Source organism: Flavobacterium buctense (assembly GCF_014486695.1).
Classification (GTDB): domain Bacteria; phylum Bacteroidota; class Bacteroidia; order Flavobacteriales; family Flavobacteriaceae; genus Flavobacterium; species Flavobacterium buctense.
This window is the reverse complement of record NZ_JACTAB010000013.1, coordinates 1-26,202: the sequence shown is the minus strand read 5'-3', so window position 1 is coordinate 26,202 and position 26,202 is coordinate 1. Positions and strand designations below refer to the sequence as shown.

Annotated in this window: 8 protein-coding genes and 1 pseudogene; all 9 read left to right on the top strand. The window is 36.2% G+C overall.

The genetic code is table 11. The features are described 5' to 3' along the window. Nucleotides 1–508 (top strand): T9SS type A sorting domain-containing protein (locus ICG50_RS12725; RefSeq protein WP_187661282.1); only part of this gene is annotated, 508 nt, incomplete at its 5' end. Nucleotides 509–784: 276 nt separating this feature from the next. Beyond that, a complete protein-coding gene (locus ICG50_RS12720; RefSeq protein ID WP_187661281.1) occupies nt 785–7,057 on the top strand; it encodes an Ig-like domain-containing protein in 6,273 nt (2,090 codons plus the stop codon). A gap of 83 nt (nt 7,058–7,140) precedes the next feature. Beyond that, nucleotides 7,141–9,786, top strand: coding sequence for a T9SS type A sorting domain-containing protein (locus ICG50_RS12715; protein WP_187661280.1), 2,646 nt, complete (start codon nt 7,141–7,143; stop codon nt 9,784–9,786). Nucleotides 9,787–9,964: 178 nt separating this feature from the next. Then, nucleotides 9,965–11,554, top strand: a complete 1,590-nt coding sequence (locus tag ICG50_RS12710) for a helix-turn-helix transcriptional regulator (protein ID WP_187661279.1) — start codon at nt 9,965–9,967, stop codon at nt 11,552–11,554. Nucleotides 11,555–11,609: 55 nt separating this feature from the next. Next, nucleotides 11,610–12,713 (top strand): tetratricopeptide repeat protein, encoded by a 1,104-nt coding sequence (locus ICG50_RS12705; protein WP_187661278.1) that lies wholly within the window; start codon nt 11,610–11,612, stop codon nt 12,711–12,713. Nucleotides 12,714–13,227: 514 nt separating this feature from the next. Then, nucleotides 13,228–21,954 (top strand): choice-of-anchor J domain-containing protein, encoded by an 8,727-nt coding sequence (locus tag ICG50_RS12700; RefSeq protein WP_187661277.1) that lies wholly within the window; start codon nt 13,228–13,230, stop codon nt 21,952–21,954. Between the two features lie 56 nt (nt 21,955–22,010). Continuing rightward, nucleotides 22,011–22,946 carry a PorP/SprF family type IX secretion system membrane protein gene (locus tag ICG50_RS12695; RefSeq protein WP_187661276.1) on the top strand — a complete coding sequence of 312 codons (936 nt, stop codon included), beginning with the start codon at nt 22,011–22,013 and terminating at the stop codon, nt 22,944–22,946. Nucleotides 22,947–22,957: 11 nt separating this feature from the next. Beyond that, complete coding sequence (locus tag ICG50_RS13175) at nt 22,958–24,910, top strand: OmpA family protein (RefSeq protein ID WP_281384532.1); 1,953 nt, start codon at nt 22,958–22,960, stop codon at nt 24,908–24,910. A gap of 127 nt (nt 24,911–25,037) precedes the next feature. Further along, nucleotides 25,038–26,202, top strand: a pseudogene (locus ICG50_RS12685) (hypothetical protein); the annotation flags it as partial.

Below are 26,202 nucleotides of genomic sequence, written 5' to 3'. Positions count from 1 at the left end.
CATTAATTCTGCAGAAGCACCAACTGGTAATTCCACTCAAACGGTGTCAGTCAATGATTTAAATGATGCAACTTTGGAAGATTTAGTAGTAAGTCCAACAACCGTAATTTGGTATGCAACTTTAGCAGATGCCCAAAATCAAGTTAATCCTTTGCCAATAACAACTGTACTAACAAATGGTTCAACCTATTATGCAGTTAATGTGTCTTCAGGATGTCCAAGCACTCCTTTTGCTATTACTGTTACAGTTGCTTTAGGAATTGATGGTATTGACGAAATAAACTTTATTGTTTATCCTAATCCTACATCCGGGATTGTTAACATTAAGTATACGGAAAATATTTCAAAAGTTACTCTAATGAATTTATTAGGTCAAGTTATTTTAGAAGAGAAACCAAATTTAGCAGAGGTTACAATAAACTTATCCTCATTACCATCAGCAACTTATTTAGTAAAAGTAGAATCTAATGGTAAAGTAAGAATTGTAAAGTTGATTAAAAAGGACTAGTGTTATTTCAATTTGGGTTTTGAAATAAATGAAAGAAAACCACTAACAATGTTAGTGGTTTTTTTATGTATATAGATGCAAAATTCCTTTTAAATAAATGTAAAAACCCTTTTGTGTTTAACACGGATTTTTTTTTAAAATCCTTTGTTTAATGGGCTTTTGAGTAGTAAAGGACTTTTAAAATTCACTAAATTAGAAAGTATACTTTTTTTTTGTATTTGTATATATAATAGTTTTACTTCCACAACAACAATTTATTAACCAATACAAATAATTATGTTTATCAATTACTTTTTGAAAAGTTCTTTGTTGCATTCTTCGTCCTCTGACGAAAAGCACATTGGACAGAAACCAAAATCTTTTGGTTTTTCATGGTTGGTTTTGATGCTACTGTTTGCGGTCACAGGCATTCAAGCTCAAACAACCATCATCAATCCGGCTACGGACGGAGGGTTTAATCAGGGTAGCACTTTTGCTGCTAATGGTTGGACTGTTGCTAATGAAGGAGTTAGTCCTGTAAAATGGGCTGTAGGAACTGCTGCATCAGGAACAACCTCAGTTGGGTCAACTACTAATGCATCAGCAACAGTTACTTTGAGTACTGCTAATGGTAGCATTGCTGTTGGTCAAATAGTGTATGGTTCGGGTATTCCGGCTAATACATATGTTTCAAGTATTTCAGGAACAACTTTAACTATGTCGCAAAATGCTACGGCTAGTGCTTCAGGAGTTACTTTAGGTTTCGGGATGTTTCCGGGAGGAATCAGTGTTGGTACCACCCAAACTACTAATACCTCTATAGCTGTTAATACTTACTCTGTAACTTTATCAGCAGCAAATCCTAATATTTCTGTTGGGATGGCGATTGCACCAATTGCAGGTTTTATAGGACCTGATACTTATGTAGCCAGTATTAACGGAACTGCATTAGGATTATCTAAAGCTTCATTAAACGGATCTATTCTTGCGGTTGCACAAACCATGGTTTTTAGTGCAACTTCTTCCGCTATTACAGGCAATGCCGCTTATGTATCAAATGATAATGGACTTACAAATTCCTATGCGGGTTATCCAACCAACAGAACGGTTTATTTCTACAAAGATATTACAACCATTCCATCTAATGAAAAAGCGATGACATTAACTTTTGATGTTAAATGTCCGCCAAGTTTTGGAGGAGGATGGCAAGTATGGGTAGCTCCAATTTCTCAAACTGTAGTTGGAACAGATACTCAGGTTACTACTTCAAATGCTTATGGGGTAAACTGGCCGGGTGCAACGTTAATCTCATTTAATGCTTTGCCGCAAGTATCTACAACTAAAACAACGGCATTTATTCCTAAATCTTTCGCGGGAACTTCTTTCCGTTTGATTTTCGTTTGGACTAACGGTACTTCGGCAGGAACAGTTCCTCCGGCAGCTATCGATAATATCTCTTTGGTGTCAAGAGTACCGGAAGAAATAACTAGTGCTAACTCAGGTCTTTGGTCTAAAACAACTACTTGGGATGGTGGTAAAGTGCCTACTCCTGCAGATGTTGTAGTTATTGATGGGACTGAAACCGTGATGATTGACTCAAGATATTCAGGAGCTGAGGATTTAATTTTAGCGGGTACTAATTCATTAGTGCAGTTTGCTTTGAGCAGTACTATGGATGAGTTTTCTATAGCTAATGATTTGAATATAGCTGGTGGAGGTGCGAGATTTAACAATCATGATGGTACGAATGGTAAGTTTTTAAAATTAGGGCATAACCTTGATGTAGGTGCTGGTGCTCGATTTGATAGTAATATTGGAGGAACAGCCAATTTCCAAGGTAGGTTAACGCTTAATGGTTCAACAGTTCAAACGGTAACAGTTGATCCTGCCGGTTTTGTTGGAGGTTCAGCAGCAGGTACTAATGCGTTTGGTAATCAACCGGGTGCTTTAAACCAATTGGAAGTTACTAACACTTCAACAGCAGATTCAAATGTTATTTGGGCAGCCAACGGTGTTAGAATTAAATCTAATTTAATTTTAACCTCAGGAAGAGTTAATATTGCTGCTGGGAACAGACTTATTTTAGGTAATTTCGGTAGTTTAACTGGAATTGTTTGTCCTCCGGGGAATGGTTTTACCGGTGGAACTTTATCAAAATGGCAGTCTAGTTCTAACACTAAAGTGGTGCAGCCGGGAACTGAGTATCCCGGAACTGATGTGAGTTTTAGACCATCATGGTATCCTTTTACCAGTACATCAGGACAAAACAGATCTTTATATTTTATGCCTGATGGGAACCCATCAGTAGCCGGTGAGGTAGCTATTACTTATACTGATGCTACTACAGTAACCGGAAGTTTATCCATCAATGATGGTGGTTATACTATCACTGACCGATACAACGGGAATTTTACATTCTCTACACCGGATGCCTCTGCTACAGCATCACCGATTATTTATGCAGCAAATACCACTACGCCAAACAACAGAATTGGTTTGTATGCTAATGGTGCTTTTGAAACACTTAATGGTTCAGCTCGTTTAATATATGCTTCAACAGCTATGCCGGGAACTCATCAAGATGGAACTACACAGCCGTTTGTGTTCAGAAAAGGGTTGTCTATGACAGACTTAACTGCTCAAGCGATGTATGTTGGTATAAATGACGGTTCTGTTGTTAATACTGCTACGGCTATTACTTCAGCGACTTCAGGAGATTGGGATAGTACTTCAACTTGGGTTGGAGGTGCAATTCCTTCTTGCAGTTCAATAGTTACTATTGCTGCCGGTCATAATGTTACCGTAACCACAACTGCTAATGCTGCCGGAGTTGTGATTAAAAAAGGCGGTACATTGACTAACAATGCGGGCGCTACTATAATGACTGTTGGATGTACTAACAACAATGCAGCTTTCTATAACTATGGTACTCACACTATGACAGCCGGTAACTTAAAAGTAAACGGTTCTGTTTCTCACAAGGATGGAAGTTTCTTCAATCAAACAGGTGGCGACATCATAATTGATTCTAATAACAATGGAGCTGCTGCAACTTCTGTTGCTTTTGGTGGATCTTCTTGTAAAATTGAAACTTCAAACTTGGCTTTAACCGGTGGTAAAATCACTATCGTTGACCCATTAGTAAACGAAAGTACTCCGGTTAACGTTACAACAGCTTCTAGTTTAAACTTGAATACAGCAGGTGCAACAGGTACTTTTAACTGGAATACAACAGGAACAGCCCTTATCAATCAAAATACTATTGTAATGGCAAACCCGAACTACTTTAGTGTAGGTCAAACCGTTACGGGTCCTGGTATTCCTGCAGGAACTACTGTATTGACAGTTACTCCGGGGTCTATTGGATTTACACCTCCTACAACATTAGTTTTAAGTAACAACCTTAGTGCTCAGATTAATACAGCAACAGCTTTGACTTTCTCATCAATGCATAATGGAAGTACTGCTGTCGTTGTTGAGGCTAATGCTAACAATACTAACATTTCAAATGGTTCAGGAATTTCAGGAACAGGTATTCAATCAGGAACAACAATTGTTTCTATTAATACAACTACTTCTCCAGAATCATCATTAGTTAAAATTAACTTATCACAACCGGTTTCAGGTTTAGCAACATCACCTATCACAGCACAACAGGCCGTTTCTTTGCCTGCTATAACTATAGGTGGTCCTTCAGTAATTTTAACGGCTCCGAATCCAAATCTTGTGATTGGAATGCCGGTATCGGGTACAGGATTGTTACCGGGAACTTTTATTGCCGATATCAACACAGCGGGTACAAAAGTTACTTTTTCAACCAATGTTCAACCGGGAGCTCCAACACCATTAGTGTTTGATGCTTACTATTTCAATACTCAAGCGAGTGGTTCATTTATCTATTCTTCTCCAAATCATTATGCAGCCGGTTTAAACCACACATTGCAAATTGGTGACGGGGTTTCTACAGAGAAAGGATCAGTTATTACCAATGGATTTAACTGTCAGTTCCAACAATTAGGAGGTTTGTTCTCTATGGGTAATTTAACGGTTAATGCTCCTGATGGAAACAACAGATATATGTATGCCAGTAATTTAGGAGTTAATACAGGAGGTTTAGTAAACGTTCAAAATAACTTTACGATTGCTGCCGGTAGTGTTTTCAAAAAAACCAATGGAAATGCAGTGGTTTATGTAGGTGGAAACATTGTTAATAATGGGTCATTTAATATGCCATGGGGTTCTACATCTTTGTATTTAGGAAACTTTATCAATGGGGTGGCCGTACCAACTACACAAGCTCAAACTATTTCCGGTTCGGGGACTTTTAGTGCCGATCAGTATGCTTTGACAGGAAATTACTCACCTGAAATTTCGGTTAGCTCATTAACTATCAACAATACTAGTACTGGAGGTGTTACATTAAGCGTGCCTAATTTTAGAGTTGCAACCATTACACTTACCAATGGTATCCTTTATACATCATCAGCTTTTCCAATCTATTTGAATTATGCAGATGTGATGAACGCTAATCTTTTTGGAGGTACTTACCCTGCGGGTAGTGCTACTGCATACATTGACGGTCCTGCAATTCACTCCAATAAGTTTGATTCTTCAACTACTCAATACAGATCATTCCCTGTAGGTAAAAATGGTAAATTCCTCCCAATTTCAATTGCCTCATCAGGTGGTGTTGAATTAATGGTTGAGGCTTTTGATACTAACTCAGGTACAGTAAATCCAGCTATTGGTTCAAACTTAAGCGCTACAAGATGGGCAGTTACTAGAGTTGGTAGTGCAGGTACCTTTACAGGATACAATGTTAGAATGGGAGCTCTTCCTAATATTAATGTTAACGCTTACAATGTTATTGTTCAGTCAGCTACTGCCAACGGAACTTATGATGTAGTAGCTACACCGGCTTCTGCTATCACTTTTACAGCTGGTACGCCTAATACTATTAATTTAACTACTGCTCAAACAGGTGGTATGTTAGGTAATTTTGCCTATTCTGATGGTGTTGCTTGTACAGGAACTCCTGCTCCGGGAGCTACGCTTGCTTCTACAACTACACCTTGTGGTGGACAACCGGTTATTTTAAGTTTAACAACTCCTACAACAGGAGCAGGTGTAACTTACCAATGGCAAATTGATACAGGTTCAGGTTTTGAAGATATTACTGGAGCTACTGCAGCTACATATGTTGCCACTCCAACTCAAAATACATCTTACCGTTGTAATGTAATTTGTTCTTCAAGTACAGGAACTTCTACTCCAGTTGCGGTTACTGTCTCTTCATCAGTTGCTACTGGTGATGATACTATTATCTGTGCTAGTGGTATAGCTAATTTAGTGGCTGAAGGAAGTTCAGTATTAAATTGGTATGATGTTCCAACTGGTGGTACGTTATTATTTTCAGGAGCTACTTATAGTCCTGAAGTAGTTGCAACTACTACATATTATGTTGCTTCTGCTACTGCTTCATCAGGCTCAGTAAATACATTAGCCTATGCTGGTACAGCAACGTCTACTGCTTTGTTTAAAGGTATTGCGTTTGATGTTACAAATAGAGTAAAATTGAAAACAGTTACAGTTTATCCAAAAAACACCGTAGCTAAGGCGCCAATAACAGTTGCTTTATATGATGCGACTGGGAATGTTGTTGCTGGAACTGCGCCTGTGACGTTCGTGCCAACTACAAATACAGGAACCGTTGGTACTGTTTCTCAAGTTGTAACACTTAACTATAACATACCGGCCGGAATAGGATATAGATTAGTAGCTACTAATGGATTAGCATCTACTACTAATATTTTAGGGAATAGTACAGCTATTATTTCTTATCCAACAGCAGGACCAATTAGTTTAAGAGGAAATGTATCTGCACTTAATGATGCAATTGCTACTGGTAATAATGCTACTAACTGTTTCCATAATTTAACTTTTGACGAAATATGTGAGTCTACAACAAGAACACCAATCGTTGTTAATGTTGGTGATTGTCCACAAGTTAACCTTAAATTATTTATTGAAGGATATTATGCAGGTGGTAATGCGATGACGCCAGTAAAAGCAAATCAAGGTGTTGGTGTAAGCACTACACTTGTTGATGATGTTACTGTTGAATTGAGAGATGCTAATTCGCCTCATGATTTGGTTGCTACAGTAAGTGCTCAATTGCAAACTAATGGAGATGTATCGGCAACTTTACCTGCATTAGCTGGCTCATACTATATAGCTGTTAAACATAGAAATGCGCTTGAAACATGGAGTGCCACTGCACAAACTGTTGGAGCTTCGCCTTTGACTTATGATTTTACCACTGCGGCTAATAAAGCTTACGGCGATAATATGAAAAATATAGGAGGTGTATTCTGTTTTTATTCAGGAGATATTAATCAAGATGGATTTATTGAAGGAGGGGATTTCCCAATTTTAATCAATGCAAGTGATGATTTCTTAGAAGGATTTCAAACAACTGATTTAAATGGCGATGGATTTGTTGATGGGGCAGATTTCCCTTTCTTAATTAACAATTCTGATAATTTTGTCGAAATATTACGTCCATTTTAATAATAAAAAAAACTATAAATTTAATAAAAATGAAAAATTCAATAAAAGGCACCATGTGCAAATTTGGATTGATCCTTTTCCTGATGATGTTTAGCATCTCAGGAAAGGCTCAAACAAGATATACGATGAGTATGACCGCTACAGCTCCAACGGATAGAACGATGGATGTAACTTTGTCAATAACCGCAAATAGTGCTGGTGGAGAAAGATTTGGAGGATACCAAGCAGGAATAAATTTCAGTACTGCTATTATAAATGGAGGTACTATTTCTGCTGCCTATGTAGCAGGTTCTAAGAGTAGTCCAGCTTTAGACGTTATGATTACTCCAACTCCTGGAGTCGCAACAGCAGGACATGTACGTTTAAGTTTGCAGGCTATTGCAGGATCAAGTGCTGTTGATATGGTACAAGGAACTACATTAATCCTTGGAACTTATAGAATTACTAATACTGTAGCATGGGCTACAGGTAGTAATGCCTCTTTATGGTTGCAAAATGTAACGTTCTCTGGAAAAACTAATACTTCAGTAAATGGATATCCATTTGGATCGTCTACTGGTGCAGTTTCTATTTCAACTACAGCACCTGTTGCTGGAGCATTGGCATTAGGTTATACACAAGCTAGTCCTTTATCTCTTACATTAAACCAGCCATCAGAAACTTGTTTTACAAGCGGAGTTGCTAGTAATATTGTAGGTACATCTTGTTTTGGTCAAACTTCAGGTTCGGCTACTATTACCATGTCACCAGCAGCTTCAAGTAATGATATTACTTATACAGTAGATGGTGGAGCTTCAACTCCAGGTACATTAGTATCAAATGCCTTTAATGTTTCAGGTTTAACTGCAGGTTCTCATACAGTTGTAGTTACCGGTGCCGGTGGTTGTACAACTCCAGTTGTCGTAAATTTTAATGTTGGAGGTCCAACAACTGAATTGTCAGCTTCTTCATCTGCAGGTACAATTGCTTGTAATGGTGGAACAACTTCAGTAACAGTTTCCGGAACAGGTGGTACTGCTCCATATACAGGTACGGGTACTTTTACAGTAAGTGCAGGTCCTTATTCTTTCACAGTAACTGATGCTAATGGTTGTACATCAACTACTTCGGGTACGGTTACTGAACCAGCACAATTAACGAATACTACAAATCAAGTTGCTTGTGGTAGTTATACATGGTCAGTTACTGGTTTATCTTATTCTACTACTGGTGTATATACAGGCACAACTACAAATGGTAGTGGATGTACAATAAACGAAACATTAAATTTAACTATATTAAATAATTTAACTCCTTCAGTTGGGTTAACTAGTAGCGATTTAGACAATACTTTTGCTTATGGTACTACTGTAACCTTTACGGCATCAGCGGATAATTTAGGTGCCGGAACTGCTAGTTATGATTTTAAAGTAAATGGTACTTCAGTTCAAAATGGAGCCTCTAATGTTTATGTAGTTAACAATTTAGTTAATGGGAATCAGGTTAGTGTAAGTATCACAGTAACCGGTGGAGCTTGTTTATCTTCTAATACTGCTAACAGTAATGTTATTGCCAATACTGTTACAGGAGCATTTTTTACAAGTATTACTAACTATTGTGGACAAACATTACCCGTGATAGGATCAAGAATAAAATGTTCTGTACCTAGTGGTGTTGTAGGAACATTAACTTACCGTTTTAGAGTTACAAACAATGTTACATCAGCTGTTTCTATTGTAAATAGTAATGTTGCTAGTTTTGATATGACTATGGTTAGTGGTTTCTCTTATGGTACTAGTTATAATATTGAGGCAGCTGCTGTTGTAAATAACATAGTACAACCATATAGTTCAGTATGTGTAATCAGTACACCAGCTGTACCGGTTAACCAACCAACTAGTACTTGTGGACAGACCTTAGCAGCTTTAAATACTAGAATTTTTGCTTCTGCAGTTTCTGGTGCACAGCTTTACAGATGGAGAGTTGCATTGTCAACTGCACCAACAACTTATTTTATTCACACTACTACCTCTTCAAGTTTTAGGTTAACTAATGTTGCAGGTTTGAATGTTACTTTTGATAAAACCTATTTGGTTGCAGTTCAATCAGATGTTGTAGTTAATGGAGTAACTACTACTTCGGCTTATAGTAGTACACCATGTGCTATAAATACACCATCAGTTGCTAGTGTTAGTGTTTCTGCTAATCAATGTGGACAAACTTTAGCAAGTCTTACATCTGGTATTTTTGTTAATTCGGTTGCCAATGCTGTAAGTTATACTTACCGTGTAAGAAAAGTAGGTACGACAACTGATTATGATTACACAAGTAACTTTACTAGTTTTAAATTAAGTGATGTTCAAGGTTTATCGTTAACATATGACTCTTCTTATGAAGTATCAGTATCTGTAAAATTATTAATTGATGGTGTTAATTACGATTCACCATTTAGTGCACCTTGTTCTATAAGTACGCCTTCTTCACCTTTGAGAATAGTACAGCCAGAATTTTCAGCAATTGCTTACCCTAATCCATTTGCTGACAATTTCTTGATTGATTTGACTACAGAGAGCCAATCATCAGTAAGTATCAAAGTTTATGATATGGTTGGTAGATTAGTTGATTCTCGCGAATCAAAAGCTTCTAACTTGGATAGTTTAGCGATTGGTGATCAATATCCTAGTGGTGTATACAATGTAGTGGTTACGCAGGATGAAATAGTGAAAACAATTCGTGTTGTAAAAAGATAATCATTTCACATAACTTTTTTAAAGATTAAAATCCTCTCAATTATTTGAGAGGATTTTTTTTATCATTTTTTTCGCATCACTGTAGGTTAAAGCCGTATTTTAGTGTTTATTTGTTGTTAATATTCTATATATTTGCTTATAACTTTATATAAAATCTAAAGTACGTCAATAAAAAACCATGAAATGTCTTATTAAAATAAACGGTTTATTTTATTTTATATTATTTCTTGGACTCTTCCATTTAAGTAGTAATGCCCAAACTTTTTTAAATAAGCATTATTTGTCAGATGACGTTGAAGACTTAATAAATTCTAACCCAGATCAGGCTTTGAAAATTGCTCAGTACTTATTGAGTAAAACCAATACCAGTAATAAGGAAAAAGCAAGAGTTAACTATTTAATTTCTAAATCTTATTTAGTAAAAGGTGACTATAGTAGTGCTTTAAACTTTTTATACGAAGAAAAAAATTATGAAGATTATTTATCTGATTTTCAAAAAATAGACATCCAGATTTGTAAAATCACTTTATTAAGAGAGTTATCGCTTGATAAGCAAGCCAAAAGAATATTAAATCAATTAGAAGCAACTTCAAAAACGCTAAGTGGTGATAAGCTCAAATCATACTTAGAGACTTCAGTAAATATTGAGAAAGCCCGATTTTTAAGTAAGGAAAATAAAAATAAGGAAGGTATAGATTTAATCAAAAAACTAGCCATAACAAAAAAAAATATTCTTCAAGAATACAGAGAGTTGCAATTAAATCATATTATCACTTTAGGCCAATTGTTTTTAAATCAAAATGATTTGGAGAAATCAAAAGAACAATTTGAAAATGCACTTACGATTATTAATAAACTAAACGATGATAATATTTTTACTAAAATTAATGCTTTACAAGGTATAGCCAGTATTGCATTTTTGAAAAATGACCACAAGCAAGTGGTAGTTTTATTAGATGAAGCATTAGTATATGCAAAAAAATTAAATAATCTTTTTTTACAAGTTAGTATTGCACAAAAGTTAAGCGCTAGTTATTTGTCTTTGCAAGACATTCCCAATTATAAATCGGTTAATATGCTGTTCTTTGAATTACAAACCGAAACGGAAGAACAGGAGCAAGAGGCTATTAATACAGCTTACAACCTTATATCGGATGAATATACGGATGAATATTCGTCAGATAAAACGAATTATATCAACATACTCTATATAGTGTCTGGTTTGTTTTTTATCGCACTGTTAATTTCATTGTTTTTTTGGCAAAAATTATTAGAACGTAAAAAAGGTTTAGATGAAATAATGACTTATATCGAAATAACCAGAAGTAATTTGTTGAGTAGTTTTACAGTAGCGGATAAAAAGCAAGAACCCAAAAAAAATATCATACTTAAAGAAACTGAGGAGCAAATCCTAAATAAATTAAAACGATTTGAAAGTTCTAAACGATTTATAAATAAGGATATCTCTCTTGCAGTTTTAGCAGGGCAGTTGGATTCTAATACAAAATATTTATCGGAAATTATAAACAACCATTATAACGTTAATTTTAATACTTATATCAATAAACTCCGAATTAATTATATTATAGAAAAGCTAAAAACTGATCCCAATTTCATCAATTATAAAATTAGTTATTTGGCTGATAATTGTGGTTTTTCATCTCACAGTAGTTTTGCCACGGTCTTTAAATCAATTACAGGAATCTCGCCTGTTAAGTTTATTGAATTGTTGAACCAAGAAAAAGAAAATACTTTACTAGAAGAATAATATGTACTTAGGTAAAATTAAATATGGATTGTATTTGTCGATTGTCAATTTATTGATGGTCAGTTTTGCCTATTCTCAAAATAATAAAAAAGTTGATAGTATTATTAAAGTAGCTTCTAATGAGATTTATAACAATCCAGATAATGCTATTAAAATAGGTAGCGAAATTGTAAAGAATAATGAAGAAAATATAGAGTACAGAATAAAAGGATATAAATTAATATCTGATGCTTACTCTTCTAAAAGAGACTATGAAAAATCATTGGAATTTCTAATTAAAGCTTCTGAATTGTTAGGTCAAACCAATGATAAGCTTTTAAAAATTAATATCATAAATAAGACAGGAATTCAATACCACCAGTTAAAAGTTTATGATAAAGCTATGCAATATTTGGATCAGGCAGAACAACTTATTGTAGAGTATCCAATTAAAGATTCTATTCATGTCGAATTGGGTAAAAATTATATGATTAGAGGTCTTATTTATAAAGAAAAGTTGAGTTGCATGATTGCAATCGATTATATAGATAAAGGAATTGCCGAATTTAGAAAAGGAGACAAATTTGAAGTAGCCAGTAAACTAAGTATAGCCATTTACAACAAAGGAAATTGTTATTTGTTGTTGAATAACAATAAATTGGCTTTAGAAAGTTTTAAAGAATCTGTTAGAATGGCCAAATTGGTAAATGCAAAGAGTTTGGAAGCTTTTGCCTTAAAAGGTTCTGCTAAGGTTTATACTTTGGAAGGGAATAACATTGAGGCAATAAAAGCTTTAAATGAAGCTTTAAATTTGGCTTCTGAAGTCAATGATTTAATCTTAAATCAAGAAATATATAAAGGGTTGGCCGAAAATTATTTAGCAGTTAATGAATTGAATCAATTTAAAATTAATCAGCTAAAATTTATTGAAGTTCAAAAGTTAATTAAAGATCGAGAACGAATTTCAGTTAGTGAATCACTTGGTGTAAAAGAAGCCGAATCTAAAGCCAATCGATCGGAACTTTCCAACAAGTTTTACTATTTATTATTTGTTTTATTCTTGTTTTTAATCTTGATAATTCTATTTTTCTACGTTATTATCAAGAAAAAGAAGAAGGAAATAGAAGCTATAAAGCGCAAAATTTCCAACTTGCAAAATAAAAAAATGAAAGAAGCTTAAAGCTTAATTTCCCCCCTAATTTTATTCGAAATCTTTACGTTATACTTTATAAATTCAGTAAATTGTAAAGTAAAATCATTTTCCAACTCTTGCTATTTACGTACCTTAGTATCATAAAATATAAAACAACAGTAAATCCAGGTATTTTTTGCTGTAAATCAAGACTTTGTTTCTTTTATAATGGAAATGAATTTCTATGAAAAGAAGGGTATTTTAATAAAAAATCATTAGAATTTGAACTTAAATAAAGCCTTTTTTTATAACAGTAATTGGTGCAAGATTAAGCAGTATTAATTTTAACTTTTCTGACATGTTTTTTTATTCAAATGATAATTTACAATTCATTTTTAGAAAAAAATAGTTTGTTTTTTAGGCAAATAATATCCAGAAATTAATATTGAAAAAGTTTTACAGATTGAAAAAATGAAATTAATTTTTCAGGAAGAGTTACCCTCGGAAAGATGAATTAATTTTTAAAAATAAATTAACATTACCAACTAAAATAATTTACAAAATGCAAAAGAATTATCCCTTTTTTGAAACTAATTTCACGTCCTTTTTAAGAAGTGTTTTTCAAAAAGACAGTATTAATGTTGACTCTCTTCTGAGTAAGAAGGTTGTTTTCAGATGTACTGTTCTAATCTTGTTGGTTTTTACAAGTTTTGGTTTTGCTCAAACGGAGACCTTTAACTCAGGGATTCCCTCCAGTTGGGTTGTAACGAGTAACCAAACGGTTACTAATAATTGGATTGCAGCACCAACAGGTGGATTTCAGGCTACTGGTGGAGCTTCTGTTAATCCGGCATCTAATAATACCCAAGGGACAACAGCAGAGTATTTTTTGATTTCTCCACAATTGGTAACGCCAACGAACGGAGAAATAAGATTTTATGTAAAACAAGGTAGTTTTACAAACAGAGGAACAACTTTTCAGTTAAGAGTTTCTACTGCCAATCAGCCTGATATCAGTAGTTTTAATGTGACTTTACAATCTTGGACAGAGGCACAATTAAACGTTTCCGCAACTACCTATGAAGAAAAAATTGTTCCAATACCAAGTATTCCGTCTGGGATACCTGTTTACTTGGCTTTAGTGGCTATTACCAATCAAACGGGTACTGCTTCCACAAGTGGTGATACCATTTTTGTAGACAACTTTAGAATGATAGAAAGTTGTGTTCCGGTTACAGGAATTTCTACTTTTATTACTTCTGATTCCGCTCAAATTTCATGGACACATCCAACTGCCACTCAATTCGGTATTGAAGTAGTTCCAGCAGGAGCCGGTCATGGTGCTTTGGGAACACCGGTTACAGGAACAACCTATACCGCTTCAGGATTAACATCTTTAACTACTTATGACGTTTATATTATTACAAACTGTAATGCAGAAACCTCCAGTTCATGGGCAGGACCATTTTCTTTTACCACTGCTGCGGTTGGTTTAACTTGTCCAACAGCAATTCAGGTTCCTTCGGATGTCACGGTAACACCTTATGTATACAGTAATAATTTGGATCAATTTTATGATGCCAATACATATGTTCCTTACACAAGTCAGGGTTTAGCTTGTTCGCCTGCAGGAACACCTTCTACATGGAATTTGTTTTTAGGGAATCACGCCTTTTTCTCTTTTACACCCTCTACCTCAGGTTTGGTTAATATTACTCAAACGGCTAATGTTATCTCAGGCGGAGGTGGTAATAATTGTTATAACGCATCATCGAGTCTTTTTATATTTGATAGTTGTGCTGGTGTAGGAACTTCTGCCGGTTGTTTAGGAGGAGTAAGAACCGATACCAATATGCTTACAGCTGGATTTTATAATTTTTATGTTACAGCCGGACAGACATACATTCTTTTAGTCTCGTCACCTTATCAAAGAAGTAATCCGGGAGCAGGGATTTGTTTCACGCTTACCATAAGCGGGTCTACTTGTCCGGCACCGGCAGTGATTACTTATGAAAATTTACAGCAAACTAGTATTTCAGCCTCTTGGAATAACGTTCAAAACTTAGTTAGTGCATGGGAATATATTGCCTTGCCGGCTGGAGACGGTGCTCCTTCAGTAGCTCAAGCCGGAACACCAACTAATACTAATATTGAAAATCCGGTTACCGGTCTTACTCCGGGAACTAATTATAATTTATATGTACGCTCAGTATGTGGCGGTATACCGGGGCCATGGAGTGCGCCAATGCCTTTTACTACTCAGTGTAATCCATTTCCATTGCCTTATTATACAGGTTTCACAGGAACTTCTGCAACCAATCCGGAGCCGTGTTGGACAGTATTGAATTTAAATAATGATCCATATAAATTTACTTTTGGAAATAATGCTTTTTCTGAGCCTTGCGCTCGATTGCGAACTGGAGATGCAGATCCCAATGATATGTTAATCACACCACAATTTGTTTTTGATGGTGTAACCCAAAAAAGACTTAGATTTAAGTATAATGTTTACGGAAACTGGGGTCTTATTGTTGATAATCCACCAGGAGGACCAGGTTCTTTTGAAGTACTGCTTTCTACCACAGGTGTAGGAGAAGATGATTTTACAACAGTATTGGTTCCGTTAGCTTCTTATGTTACCCAATACAATTTTATAGAAATGATTGTTCCTATACCGGCAAACATTGTTGGGAATGTTAATATTGCATGGAAATTGCCTCCTGGTGCTGTTCAAACAGGAATACAATTTTATATAGATGATGTTTATATTGAAGATATGCCGGCCTGTTCAGAGCCGCTTTATCCGGTGATTACTCCTGGAACAATCACTACAACTTCATTAGAATTGTCTTGGACTAATGGTTACAACAATACCCAGTGGCAGATTTCAGTTCAACCGGAAGGAACAGGAACGCCAATACCTAGCTTATTGGTAAATACAAATCCTTATACTATAACCGGATTAACTCCCGGAACAAGATACGAGATTTATGTAAGAGCCTATTGTAATGCAACAGAGCAAAGTATTTGGGCAGGACCTATTTTCTTCCATACTTTATGTGACCCACAACCGGTTCCATACTATGAAAGTTTAAATGATAGTGACCCGAATACTAAAAAGTTCTGTTGGTCAGTCAGAAACATAGGTGATGACAATACAGAATGGCGTATTGAAGAAAATGATGCCCAAATTCGTCAAGCTCCATCATTTTTTACCCCTTTCGGAGGATTCGATGATTGGTTGTTGAGCGGACCGGTTAATGCAGTTGGTTTAAAAAGATTGCGCTATAATTATAGAGTAGTGCCCGGTTTATTTGCGCCTGGGCCAAGAGGTAATTTTGAAGTATTAATGTCTACCACACCTGATTTTAGTACTTATACTACAATTATTCCATCTCACGATTTTTCTAATGCAGAATATCAAGAACGTACTGCCTTATTTACCGGAACAGGTGTTATCTATATTGCTTTTAGAGTACCGCCAACGATGGATGATCCTGCCAATTCAGGATCCATGTTTATTAATGATGTTACTATCGATGATGCACCTGCTTGTCCTTTTCCAACTGATTTGACAGCGACAAACCCAACAACTAATGGAATCACTTTAGGTTGGATTCCAGGTTATCTTGAAACAGCATGGGAAGTAGCTATACAAGAGCCAGGAAACGGAATACCAACAGGAAACGGAATCGATGTACAAACAACACCTTCTTACACAGCCGGTGGATTAATGCCTAATACACAATATGAATATTATGTGCGTGCAGTTTGTGATGCCAATACGAAGAGTGATTGGAGAGGTCCTATACTTTTCAGAACAGATTGTGAAGTGTATCCATCACCATTTATTGAAACTTTTGAACCTACTTCAAATACTAAGACTTGTTGGAAAATTACCGACGGTAACGCCAATGGCAATAGTTGGGAGTTGAATAGTACTGTTAATCCTATTTTTGGAACAATGATGGCAGCCATGTTTACAGGAACAAACGGTAACAACAATGATTGGTTGGTTTCACCTACTATTACTGTTCAACCTAATCAAAGACTTCGTTTTTATTACAAAGTATATGATGAGTTTTTTGAAGAAGACTTAAAAATAAAAATTTCTACAAATGGTTCCGATATTAGTCAGTTTAACACAACTTTATATGAGAATAGTTTGTCTGCTGATACAGATGCAACCGGAGTAGTTGAAGGTTCAAATACTATTACGTTAGCTTCTGCAGCTGATGCCGCAAGAGTTAGAGCGGGTGATTTTATTTATATACCGAACTTCCCATTTCCATATCCTACTTATGTTGCTTCAGTTGTTGGTAATGTTGTTACAATGACAACTTCTGCTACCATTACTCAAACTGGGGTACAAAACGTTCAATTTGAGCATGAAGTAATTAACAATGAGGAAGTTAAAGAAATGATTATAAACCTTTCTAATATAACAGCACCAACTAACATTAATTTTGGATTTTATATTCCTTACTATCCGCCAAACCCATGGAATTACAGAAGTCAGTTGTTGTTTATAGATAACTTTATTATTGAAGACATTCCGGCTTGTCCTAATGTTACGAATGTGACCACTTCTAATATTATTGATACATCGGCTGATATAGATTGGGATCCTGTAGGTACCGAGACTTCTTGGGAAATATCGGTACAACCATACGGAACTCCGGTACCGGTAGGCAATACATTGCCGGCCTATCTTCATACAACTTCCACTCATCCATATACTGTAAATGGTTTAACACCTTCTACACTATATCAATATTATGTTAGAGCGGTTTGTAGTAGCTCGTCTCAAAGCGAATGGGTTGGACCATTTGAGATTTTAACCAAATGTGATTTTGCAAATGTATGTGAGTATACTATCTCACTTACCAGTGGTTCTACAGGGCAAGTGGCTCAACAAATTAATGTCATCCAAAATGATGATGTAGTTCAGATATTAGAATTCCCCGGTTTTGGACAACCAGCGACTTTAGACTATACAGTCTTCTTGTGTAGTGGTGTAGAGTTTTCTTTATATTGGCTTGGTTTAGGAAGTGGAACTCAATACTCTCAAGCTCAAATCGTTGTTAAAGATCAAGCAAATAATGTAATTTGGACAAGTCCGTTGGGCTTAGGCGATAATAATACTACTTTATTTTCCGGTGTTGCCACTTGTGGAGTGATTACTTGTCCGCAACCAACTAATTTAGCTGTCAACAATCAAGGAACGCTTTCTTGGACACCGGGTGGAACTGAAACACAATGGGAAGTTTTTATACAACCATATCAAAACGGAACAATACCTCAATCAGGGATAACTGTAACAACACCGTTTTATACTCCTTCTGCTTCTGATTTTATAGATGCAACAGCTGGGACTTATGAGTTTTTAGTACGTGCGGTATGCGGACCAAATGATAAGAGTTATTGGTCAGGACCACAAGAATTTATCAGAAATGATGAACCAATAAATGCAATTCATTTACCGGTAAACAGTACTGAAATGTGTGATGCCTTCGGAGCAATGGCATCTTTTATTGGGTCGACGGCTTCTACAGTACCAACTGCTTGTGAAGGGGTTAATGGTGGAGATGTTTGGTTTGATTTTGTAGCTACGTCAAAAGTGCATTACATAGAAATTAAAGATCTAGCTCCGGGAAGTTATTATACTTCATCTTATGAATCGGAATTCCCTAGAATTATGATGTCATTGTACCAACAAATGGCTGATAATTCACTAGTAGAAATGGGATGTAGCGAAAATAATTCATTCACAACCATTTATTCAACGGAGTTAGTGGTTGGTAATACCTATAAAATCAGATTAAAATTAAACAGTACTTTACCTAATCAGAAAACATTCTCTGTTTGTGTAACTACACCAAACGATTTGTGTGATATCAATGCGTTTAATTATGATTTGGAAAAACCTCCAATGCAAGGAGTTACCGGAATCTCAACGATAATGACTTCAATCGTTGTGCCTGGTTGGAGAACCAATACCGATTGGGGAACCATATTTTTTCAAGAAGGATTGAATACATTAGGTGGCTATAATCCTTATTCAGGAGGTCAAAACATACAGATAACTGCTGATGGAGCTGATAATTGGAATCCGAATGATCCTAATATTAAAGGACTATATAAAGATTTTGATACATCAGAATTGACACAGGTGGATTATAGTTTTGCCAGTGCAACTCGAACTAATGGTTCGACGCTACAACTTTATGCAGGACCACCTTCAGGACCTTTTACATTGGTTACTGCAGATTTTGCTAATGGAACTAACTGGGAATTGGTAACAGGAACTTATACTGTTCCTGCAGGACAACCTATGACAAGATTTATTTTCAGACCGGAAGGTAATGCCGTCGGACATATTTTAGATGCCGCAAACTTCAAAGCACCGGTTGATATTCTTACTGACCAAAATATTACTTTAGATTGCGATGCAACAACAACAACTGTAGAAGCAAGAGGTGTTGGTCTTTGGATAGCCGATGAAGATAATCCTGCGGTTGCTACTATTGTTACTCCAAATAGCACAATCACCAATCTTACAGGATTAACAAGTCCTGGAACTTATGTTTTCTATTGGAAAACCCGTTATTGTGAAAAAATGGTGACCATTGTTAAGCAAGGAACGAATGAAACAACCCAAGTAGTTAGTCCGGTTGTATATTGTGTTAACGATATTGCAACACCTTTAACAGCTACTGTTGCCTCAGGATTTACACTAAATTGGTATACCCAAGCCATTGGAGGAACAGGTTCTACTATCGCTCCGACACCAAGTACTACTACAGCGGGTAATACGCAAATGTTTTATGCGGCAGCAGTAGATACTAACGGATGTGAAGGCCCACGTGCTCAAATTGCTATACAAGTAAATGATTTACCAACAGCTACAATCACCGGAGGAGCAACAGTTTGTGAAGGCTCAACAGCAATTATTACATTTAATGGTACGCCAAATGCAGTAATAACTTATACTGTAAACGGTGGTTCAAACCAAACGATTACTTTAGACGCAACCGGAGCAGCAACATTAACAACTGCGGCTTTAACTGTGAATACTAGTTTTGATTTAGTAAGTGTTACTTCTACTGGAGCTAATCCTTGTAGTCAAGTAATAACCGGAAATGCTCTAGTAACCATTGAAGCATTACCAACTGTAACTATTTCAGGTACAACAGATATATGTGAAGGTACAACAGCTACTATTACATTTAACGGCACTGCAAATGCGACAGTAATTTATACCGTAGATGGTGGAACTAATCAAACGATTACATTGAATGGTGCAGGAACTGCCACAGTAACTACACCGGTATTAACAGTAAATAGTATTTATGCTTTAGTAAGTGTAACAGCCTCAGGAACATTAGCTTGTAGCCAAGTACAAACCGGTACAGCCACTATTACTGTAAACCCTTTACCAACTGCGGTAATTTCAGGAACAACTGCAATCTGTTCAGGAGCTACAACAGTAATCACGTTTAATGGAACACCAAATGCTACTGTAACATATACAGTAGATGGTGGAAGTAACCAAACGATTACTTTAGATAGTAACGGTATTGCAACAGTAACAACGCCTGCATTGACAGCTAATAGTATTTATACATTAGTAAGTGTGGCTTCTGGAACATCAATTTGTAACCAAGCTGTAACAGGTTCAGCAGTAGTTACCGTTGGAGTTTTACCAACAGCCACAATTTCGGGAACTACAACGATTTGTCAAAATGCAACCAATCCAACCATAACTTTTACAGGTGCCAATGGTACCGAACCTTATACCTTTACCTATACTATCAATGGTGGGGCAAACCAAACTTTAACAACAACAACCGGGAACAGTGTTTCAATCAGTGTGCCAACAGCAACAGTCGGAGTATTTACTTATGACTTAGTAAGTGTTGCCAGCGCCGGATTAACCTCATGTTCTCAATTACAATCAGGCTCAGCTGTAGTAACAGTGGAAGCTTTACCTACAGCAACGATTTCCGGAACAACTACCATTTGTGCCGGACTGACTGCAACGATTGCATTTAATGGAACGGCAAATGCCACTGTAACTTATACAGTAAATGGCGGTGCCAACCAAACGATAGTTTTAGATGGATCAGGTAATGCTACCATTACTACTGCAGCTTTAACTGCTACAACCACTTATACGTTGGTTAGTGTAACTTCATCAACTGCATCCGCATGTAGTCAAACACAAACAAGTTCTGTTGTGATAACGGTTAATCCATTGGCTGTGCCAAATGTAACTTTCAGTTATGCTAATGCCTGTAGCAATGCCACGGCTAATCCATTGCCGATATTGCCGGCCAACTTTACCACAGGTGGTTCATTTAGCTCAACTTCCGTGACGGTTAATCCAACGACTGGAGCGGTAACTTCTTCAACTGTAGGTTCTCATCAAATTACTTATACTCTGGCTTCTAATACATCCACTTGTACCGATGGAGGAACATATACAGCAACACTTGTTATTTCAGAAGGCATAACTCCGGTAACCGGTTTCAGTTATGATACTACGTATTGTGCGAATGCTGTTAATGCTTTACCAACTACCGTTACAGGATTTACGGCTGGTGGTACATTCAGTGCAACGAGTGGTTTAATTATTAATCCAACAACCGGAGAAATTAATATTGGAGGAAGTGCTGCGGGTAATTATACCATTACCTATACTATTCCGGTAGACACAGCTACTTGTAATGTTGGTGGTACAAGTACATTCCAAATTACAATTGGCAATGACTTGACATTCACAATCGATGCTTCTTGTCAAAATAGCATGTTAACACTTGGGGTTATCGATGCCAACTTTAATGCCGATGCAGCAAGTTATACTTGGACTCAAGGGACAACTACAGTTGGTACCAATGCTACATTGAATGTTGATGAATTTATGGCTCAAAATCCATCATTATTATTGCCATTAGTTTTCAACCTAACTGTTACTTTGAACGGATGTGATTCCACAATGAGTTTCACTGTAGAAAACAATCCTTGTCGTGTGATTCCGAGAGGTATTTCTCCTAATGATGATCAAGTCAATGATACTTTTGATTTGACAGGTTATGGTGTGAAAGACATAATTATTTTCAATCGTTACGGTACAAAAGTTTTCTCTTTTTCAGGAAATTATACTAACCAATGGAGAGGGCAATCAGATGGTGGTGATGAATTACCGGATGGTACCTATTTCTACAGTATTCATACTACAGAAGGTTCAAACAAAACAGGTTGGGTATATATCAATAGAGAATATTAATTAAATAGTTATAGATAGTTTCTTGGGAAGCTTTAATAAATAAAATGACACACCTAATGAAAAAAGGATATTTAGCACTAGCATTACTCTCATTGTTTGCAGTGAAAGTACAAGCACAGCAAGATCCACATTATACACAATACATGTATAATATGAATGTCATGAATCCTGCGTATGCTGGTTCAAAAGAAAATATTTCGGGAGGTTTACTCTACAGACAGCAATGGGTTGGCTTGGAAGGTGCACCAAAAACAGCCACTTTTGCAATACATAGTCCGGTAGGTAAAAATGTAGGATTAGGCTTGTCTGCCATTTCAGATAAAATCGGCCCGGTAGAAGAGACTAATGTGTATGGAGATTTCTCTTATACAATCAATATGGGTGGCCAAAGTAGACTAGCTTTCGGTTTGAAAGCTGGGGCCACTTTCCAAAAAATCGGTTTGTTTTCTGAAATAGGAAACGGTTATACTCAACAACCCGGTGATTTTGCTTTTGACGAGAACAGTAGCAATATCAAATTAAATATTGGAACCGGTTTGTTTTTCTATACCAATAAATATTATGCCGCTTTGTCGGTGCCGAATATGCTAGATGGTAAACACCTTGATATTACTCGAAACGGACAAGAATACCAGTTTGGGAGCGATACCCAACATTACTTCTTAACCAGCGGATATGTGTTTGATTTGTCGGCTACTACTAAATTTAAACCGTCTTTTATGTTGAAATCTGCGATTAAAGCACCAACATCTTTAGATTGTTCGGCTAACTTTTTGTTCTTAGATAAGTATGAAATAGGGGCAACCTATCGTTTAGACGATTCATTTGGGGCAATGGTTAACTTTGCAGTTACACCATCGGTGAGAATTGGGTATGCTTATGATCATGTAATTTCAGATATTAGAGGAACTGCTCCGGCTTCACATGAGTTTATGTTGTTATTTGACTTAAATTTGTCTAAAAAAGTTTCTGTTTCACCAAGATTTTTCTAAAAGCACTAACCATGAAATCGAAAATTACTACGTCTGTAAGCCTTTTAGGCTCGGGTCAAAAATTCAAAAAAAACAATTTTAAACTTATGAGTAATAAAACCTATGTCACCTTCAGTTTAATTTTTTTGCTAACAGCTAGTTACGGACAAAATACCGCGACTGCAAAGGCAGATAAACTTTTTGAAAGTTACCAGTATGTTGCCGCTATTGAAGAATACCAAAGATTAGCTGAAAGTAAAGGGGCAAACGAATATATTTATGCTCAGTTAGCAGAGAGTTATTACAATGTTTTTGATTCTGAAAATGCTTCAAAATGGTATGCAAAAGCCACAGCAAAAGGAAAGGCAGACGCTGAAACGTATTACCGCTATGCACAAACCTTGAAAGTTTTAGGTAAGTATCAGGAAGCTAATAAACAAATGGACGTTTTTGCTAAGATGATGCCAAAAGACGAAAGAGCCAAAGAGCATTTGGCGAATCCAAATTATATTCCCAGTTTGGCCAACAATTCAAAATTGTTTGACGTTGCATCTACCAATATCGATAGTAAAGGTCAAAGTGATTTCGGGGCTTTGTTAACCAATGATAATACCCTTTATTTTGCCAGTACCAGAAACAGTTCTAACAAAACAGACAAATGGAACAACCAACCTTATTTAGATATTTATCAATCAACCAAACAATCTAATGGTAGTTTTTCAGAGCCAACTCCGCTAAGAGAATTGAACACACCATTTCACGATGGTCCGCTTACCTTAAGTGCTGACGGAAATACTATGTTTTTCGCCAGAGATGGACACAGTGAAAAACAATACGAAAAAAATAAAAAGACCAATACACAAGTAGGTCAACAAGGTATTTACAAAGCGACGAAAGTTGATGGAAAATGGTCTAATGTTGAAGCCATGCCTTTTAACAGTACTGCTTATTCTGTAACCAATCCGAGTTTAAGTAAAGATGGTAAAACTTTATATTTTGCCTCAAATATGCCGGGTGGATTAGGAGAATCTGACATTTGGAAAGTATCGATTGAAGCCAATGGTTATGGCAAACCTCAAAATTTAGGAGCCAATGTAAATACAGCCGATAAAGAAAATTTTCCTTTTATAGATGAAGACAATACATTGTATTTTGCCACTATGGGCAGACAAGGTTTTGGTGGTTATGATGTTTACAGAGCCAATTTAAATGATTCAAAACCGGCTCAAAATTTAGGCAAACCGGTGAATAGTGAGAAAGATGATTTCTCCTTCAGTTATAATAAAAATTTAAATGTAGGTTATTTTTCTACTAATAGAAAAGGGACTGATGCTATTTTTTCGGCTTCGCCAATTTGCAAAGCTGAAGCTATTGTTTTAGTAACCAACGCTAAGACAAATGCACCTTTATCGAATGCTACTGTAGCTATTTTAGATTTAAAAGGAAATGTAATTGCAACCGAAAAAACTAATGCAGCAGGAAGAGTAAGCTATCCTATTGAATGTAATTTGGGTTACGGTTTACAAGCAGCAGCCCAAAATTTTGAAAGCGCAACTTCTGCAGTCAAAGCGGATAAAGCAGGGGAAACAACAATTGAAATTGCTTTAGTGCCATCGGAAGTGATCATTACAGATACAGAGGTGATTTTAAATCCGATTTATTTTGAATACGATAAAAGTAACATTACCGCACAAGGCGCAGTCGAATTGAATAAATTGGTAAAAGTAATGCAAGACAATCCATCAATGGTAATTTTTGTAAAATCGCATACAGATTCAAAAGGAAGCTTGAATTATAATTTGAATTTATCTGAAAGAAGAGCACAATCGACAGTCCAGTATTTGATTTCTAAAGGCATTACTCAAGGGCGTATTTCCGGAAAAGGATATGGAAGTACCGAGCAAAAAGTTAAATGCGGAACTAATTGTACTCCGGAACAAGATGCTCAAAACAGACGTTCTGAGTTCTTAATTATAAAAAAATAGATTTTAAAATAAGATATAAAACGGTCATAGAGTAAGGTTAAAAGTTATAAATATCCATGTCCGTAAAATAATAGCTAATCTCGATGAAAATTTGAGATTGGCTATTGTGCATAAATACAATGATTCAATGAAGAAAGTTTTAACAATATTCTTGTCAGTTATCTTTGCTAATGCAATTGTTGCTCAAGTGGAGCCTAATGATTGTGTTAATGCCCTGACTGTTTGTGGCAATGGGACCTTTTTCTCTAATGCAAACGGGATAGGTAACAATCAAGAAATTAATGCTTGTGGTGGATTTGAGAGTAATTCTCTTTGGTTAGAAATCAATATAGTACAAGGAGGAACATTAGGATTTAATTTGATTCCAGATGACCCAGACATAACTGTTGATTATGATTTTTGGGTATTTGGTCCCAATGCTGTTTGTGGTGCTTTAGGACCGCCCATACGCTGTGCTACAACTAATCCGCAACAAGCAGGAATGACCAATAATCTTACAGGTATGTACGGTTCTACTTTACTAACACAAACCGGTCCGGGTTCAAATGGTAATGGATATGTAAGATGGTTGAATGTATTGCCGGGACAATCTTATTACATTGCTATAGACAGACCAAATGGAGGTGGCGGATTTCAACTGCAATGGATTGGCTCTGCTACTGCTGGAACTGGGGCTTTTCCAGCGGCTCCAACAGCAGTTTCCATTCCTGATGTATTAACTTGTAGCAACACACCTAATGTTGGAATTTATAATTTAGATTCGGTTAGACCACTTATTAATGCTAATACCACAGATAATTCGATTACTTTCCATACTTCAATAGAGAATGCGAATGATAATATTTTTCCACTGCCAAATATTTTTGCAAATACTTCTAATCCTCAAACCATCTATGTCAGAGTAACTGATGTTTTATCGGGATGTTATAGTATAACAGAATTTGATTTGGTAGTAAATTTGGTTCCTAATGCAACTATTGGGATTTCCAATTCATCTATTTGTGTTGGAGATAGTGTTACGGTTACTTTTTCTGGTACACCTAATGCTACATTTAATTATACTGTAGATGGTGGACCAATACAGACCGCTGTTCTAAATGCATCCGGGATATATACCATAACAGAATCACCGTTATCAACAAGTACCTACTTGTTAACCGGAGTAAGAGCACTTGACGCATCAGGAGCAACCATTTGTTCACAACCACTGAATCAATCGGTTTCAGTAACGGTTCTTCCATTGCCAACAGCTACCATTTCCGGAACTACAACCATTTGTTCGGGAAGCACAG

Coding starts and splice junctions, on each gene's coding strand:
- ICG50_RS13175 (WP_281384532.1), top strand. CDS start 22,958: ATGAAATCGAAAATTACTACGTCTGTAAGCCTTTTAGGCTCGGGTCAA.
- ICG50_RS12710 (WP_187661279.1), top strand. CDS start 9,965: ATGAAATGTCTTATTAAAATAAACGGTTTATTTTATTTTATATTATTT.
- ICG50_RS12700 (WP_187661277.1), top strand. CDS start 13,228: ATGCAAAAGAATTATCCCTTTTTTGAAACTAATTTCACGTCCTTTTTA.
- ICG50_RS12705 (WP_187661278.1), top strand. CDS start 11,610: ATGGTCAGTTTTGCCTATTCTCAAAATAATAAAAAAGTTGATAGTATT.
- ICG50_RS12695 (WP_187661276.1), top strand. CDS start 22,011: ATGAAAAAAGGATATTTAGCACTAGCATTACTCTCATTGTTTGCAGTG.
- ICG50_RS12720 (WP_187661281.1), top strand. CDS start 785: ATGTTTATCAATTACTTTTTGAAAAGTTCTTTGTTGCATTCTTCGTCC.
- ICG50_RS12715 (WP_187661280.1), top strand. CDS start 7,141: ATGATGTTTAGCATCTCAGGAAAGGCTCAAACAAGATATACGATGAGT.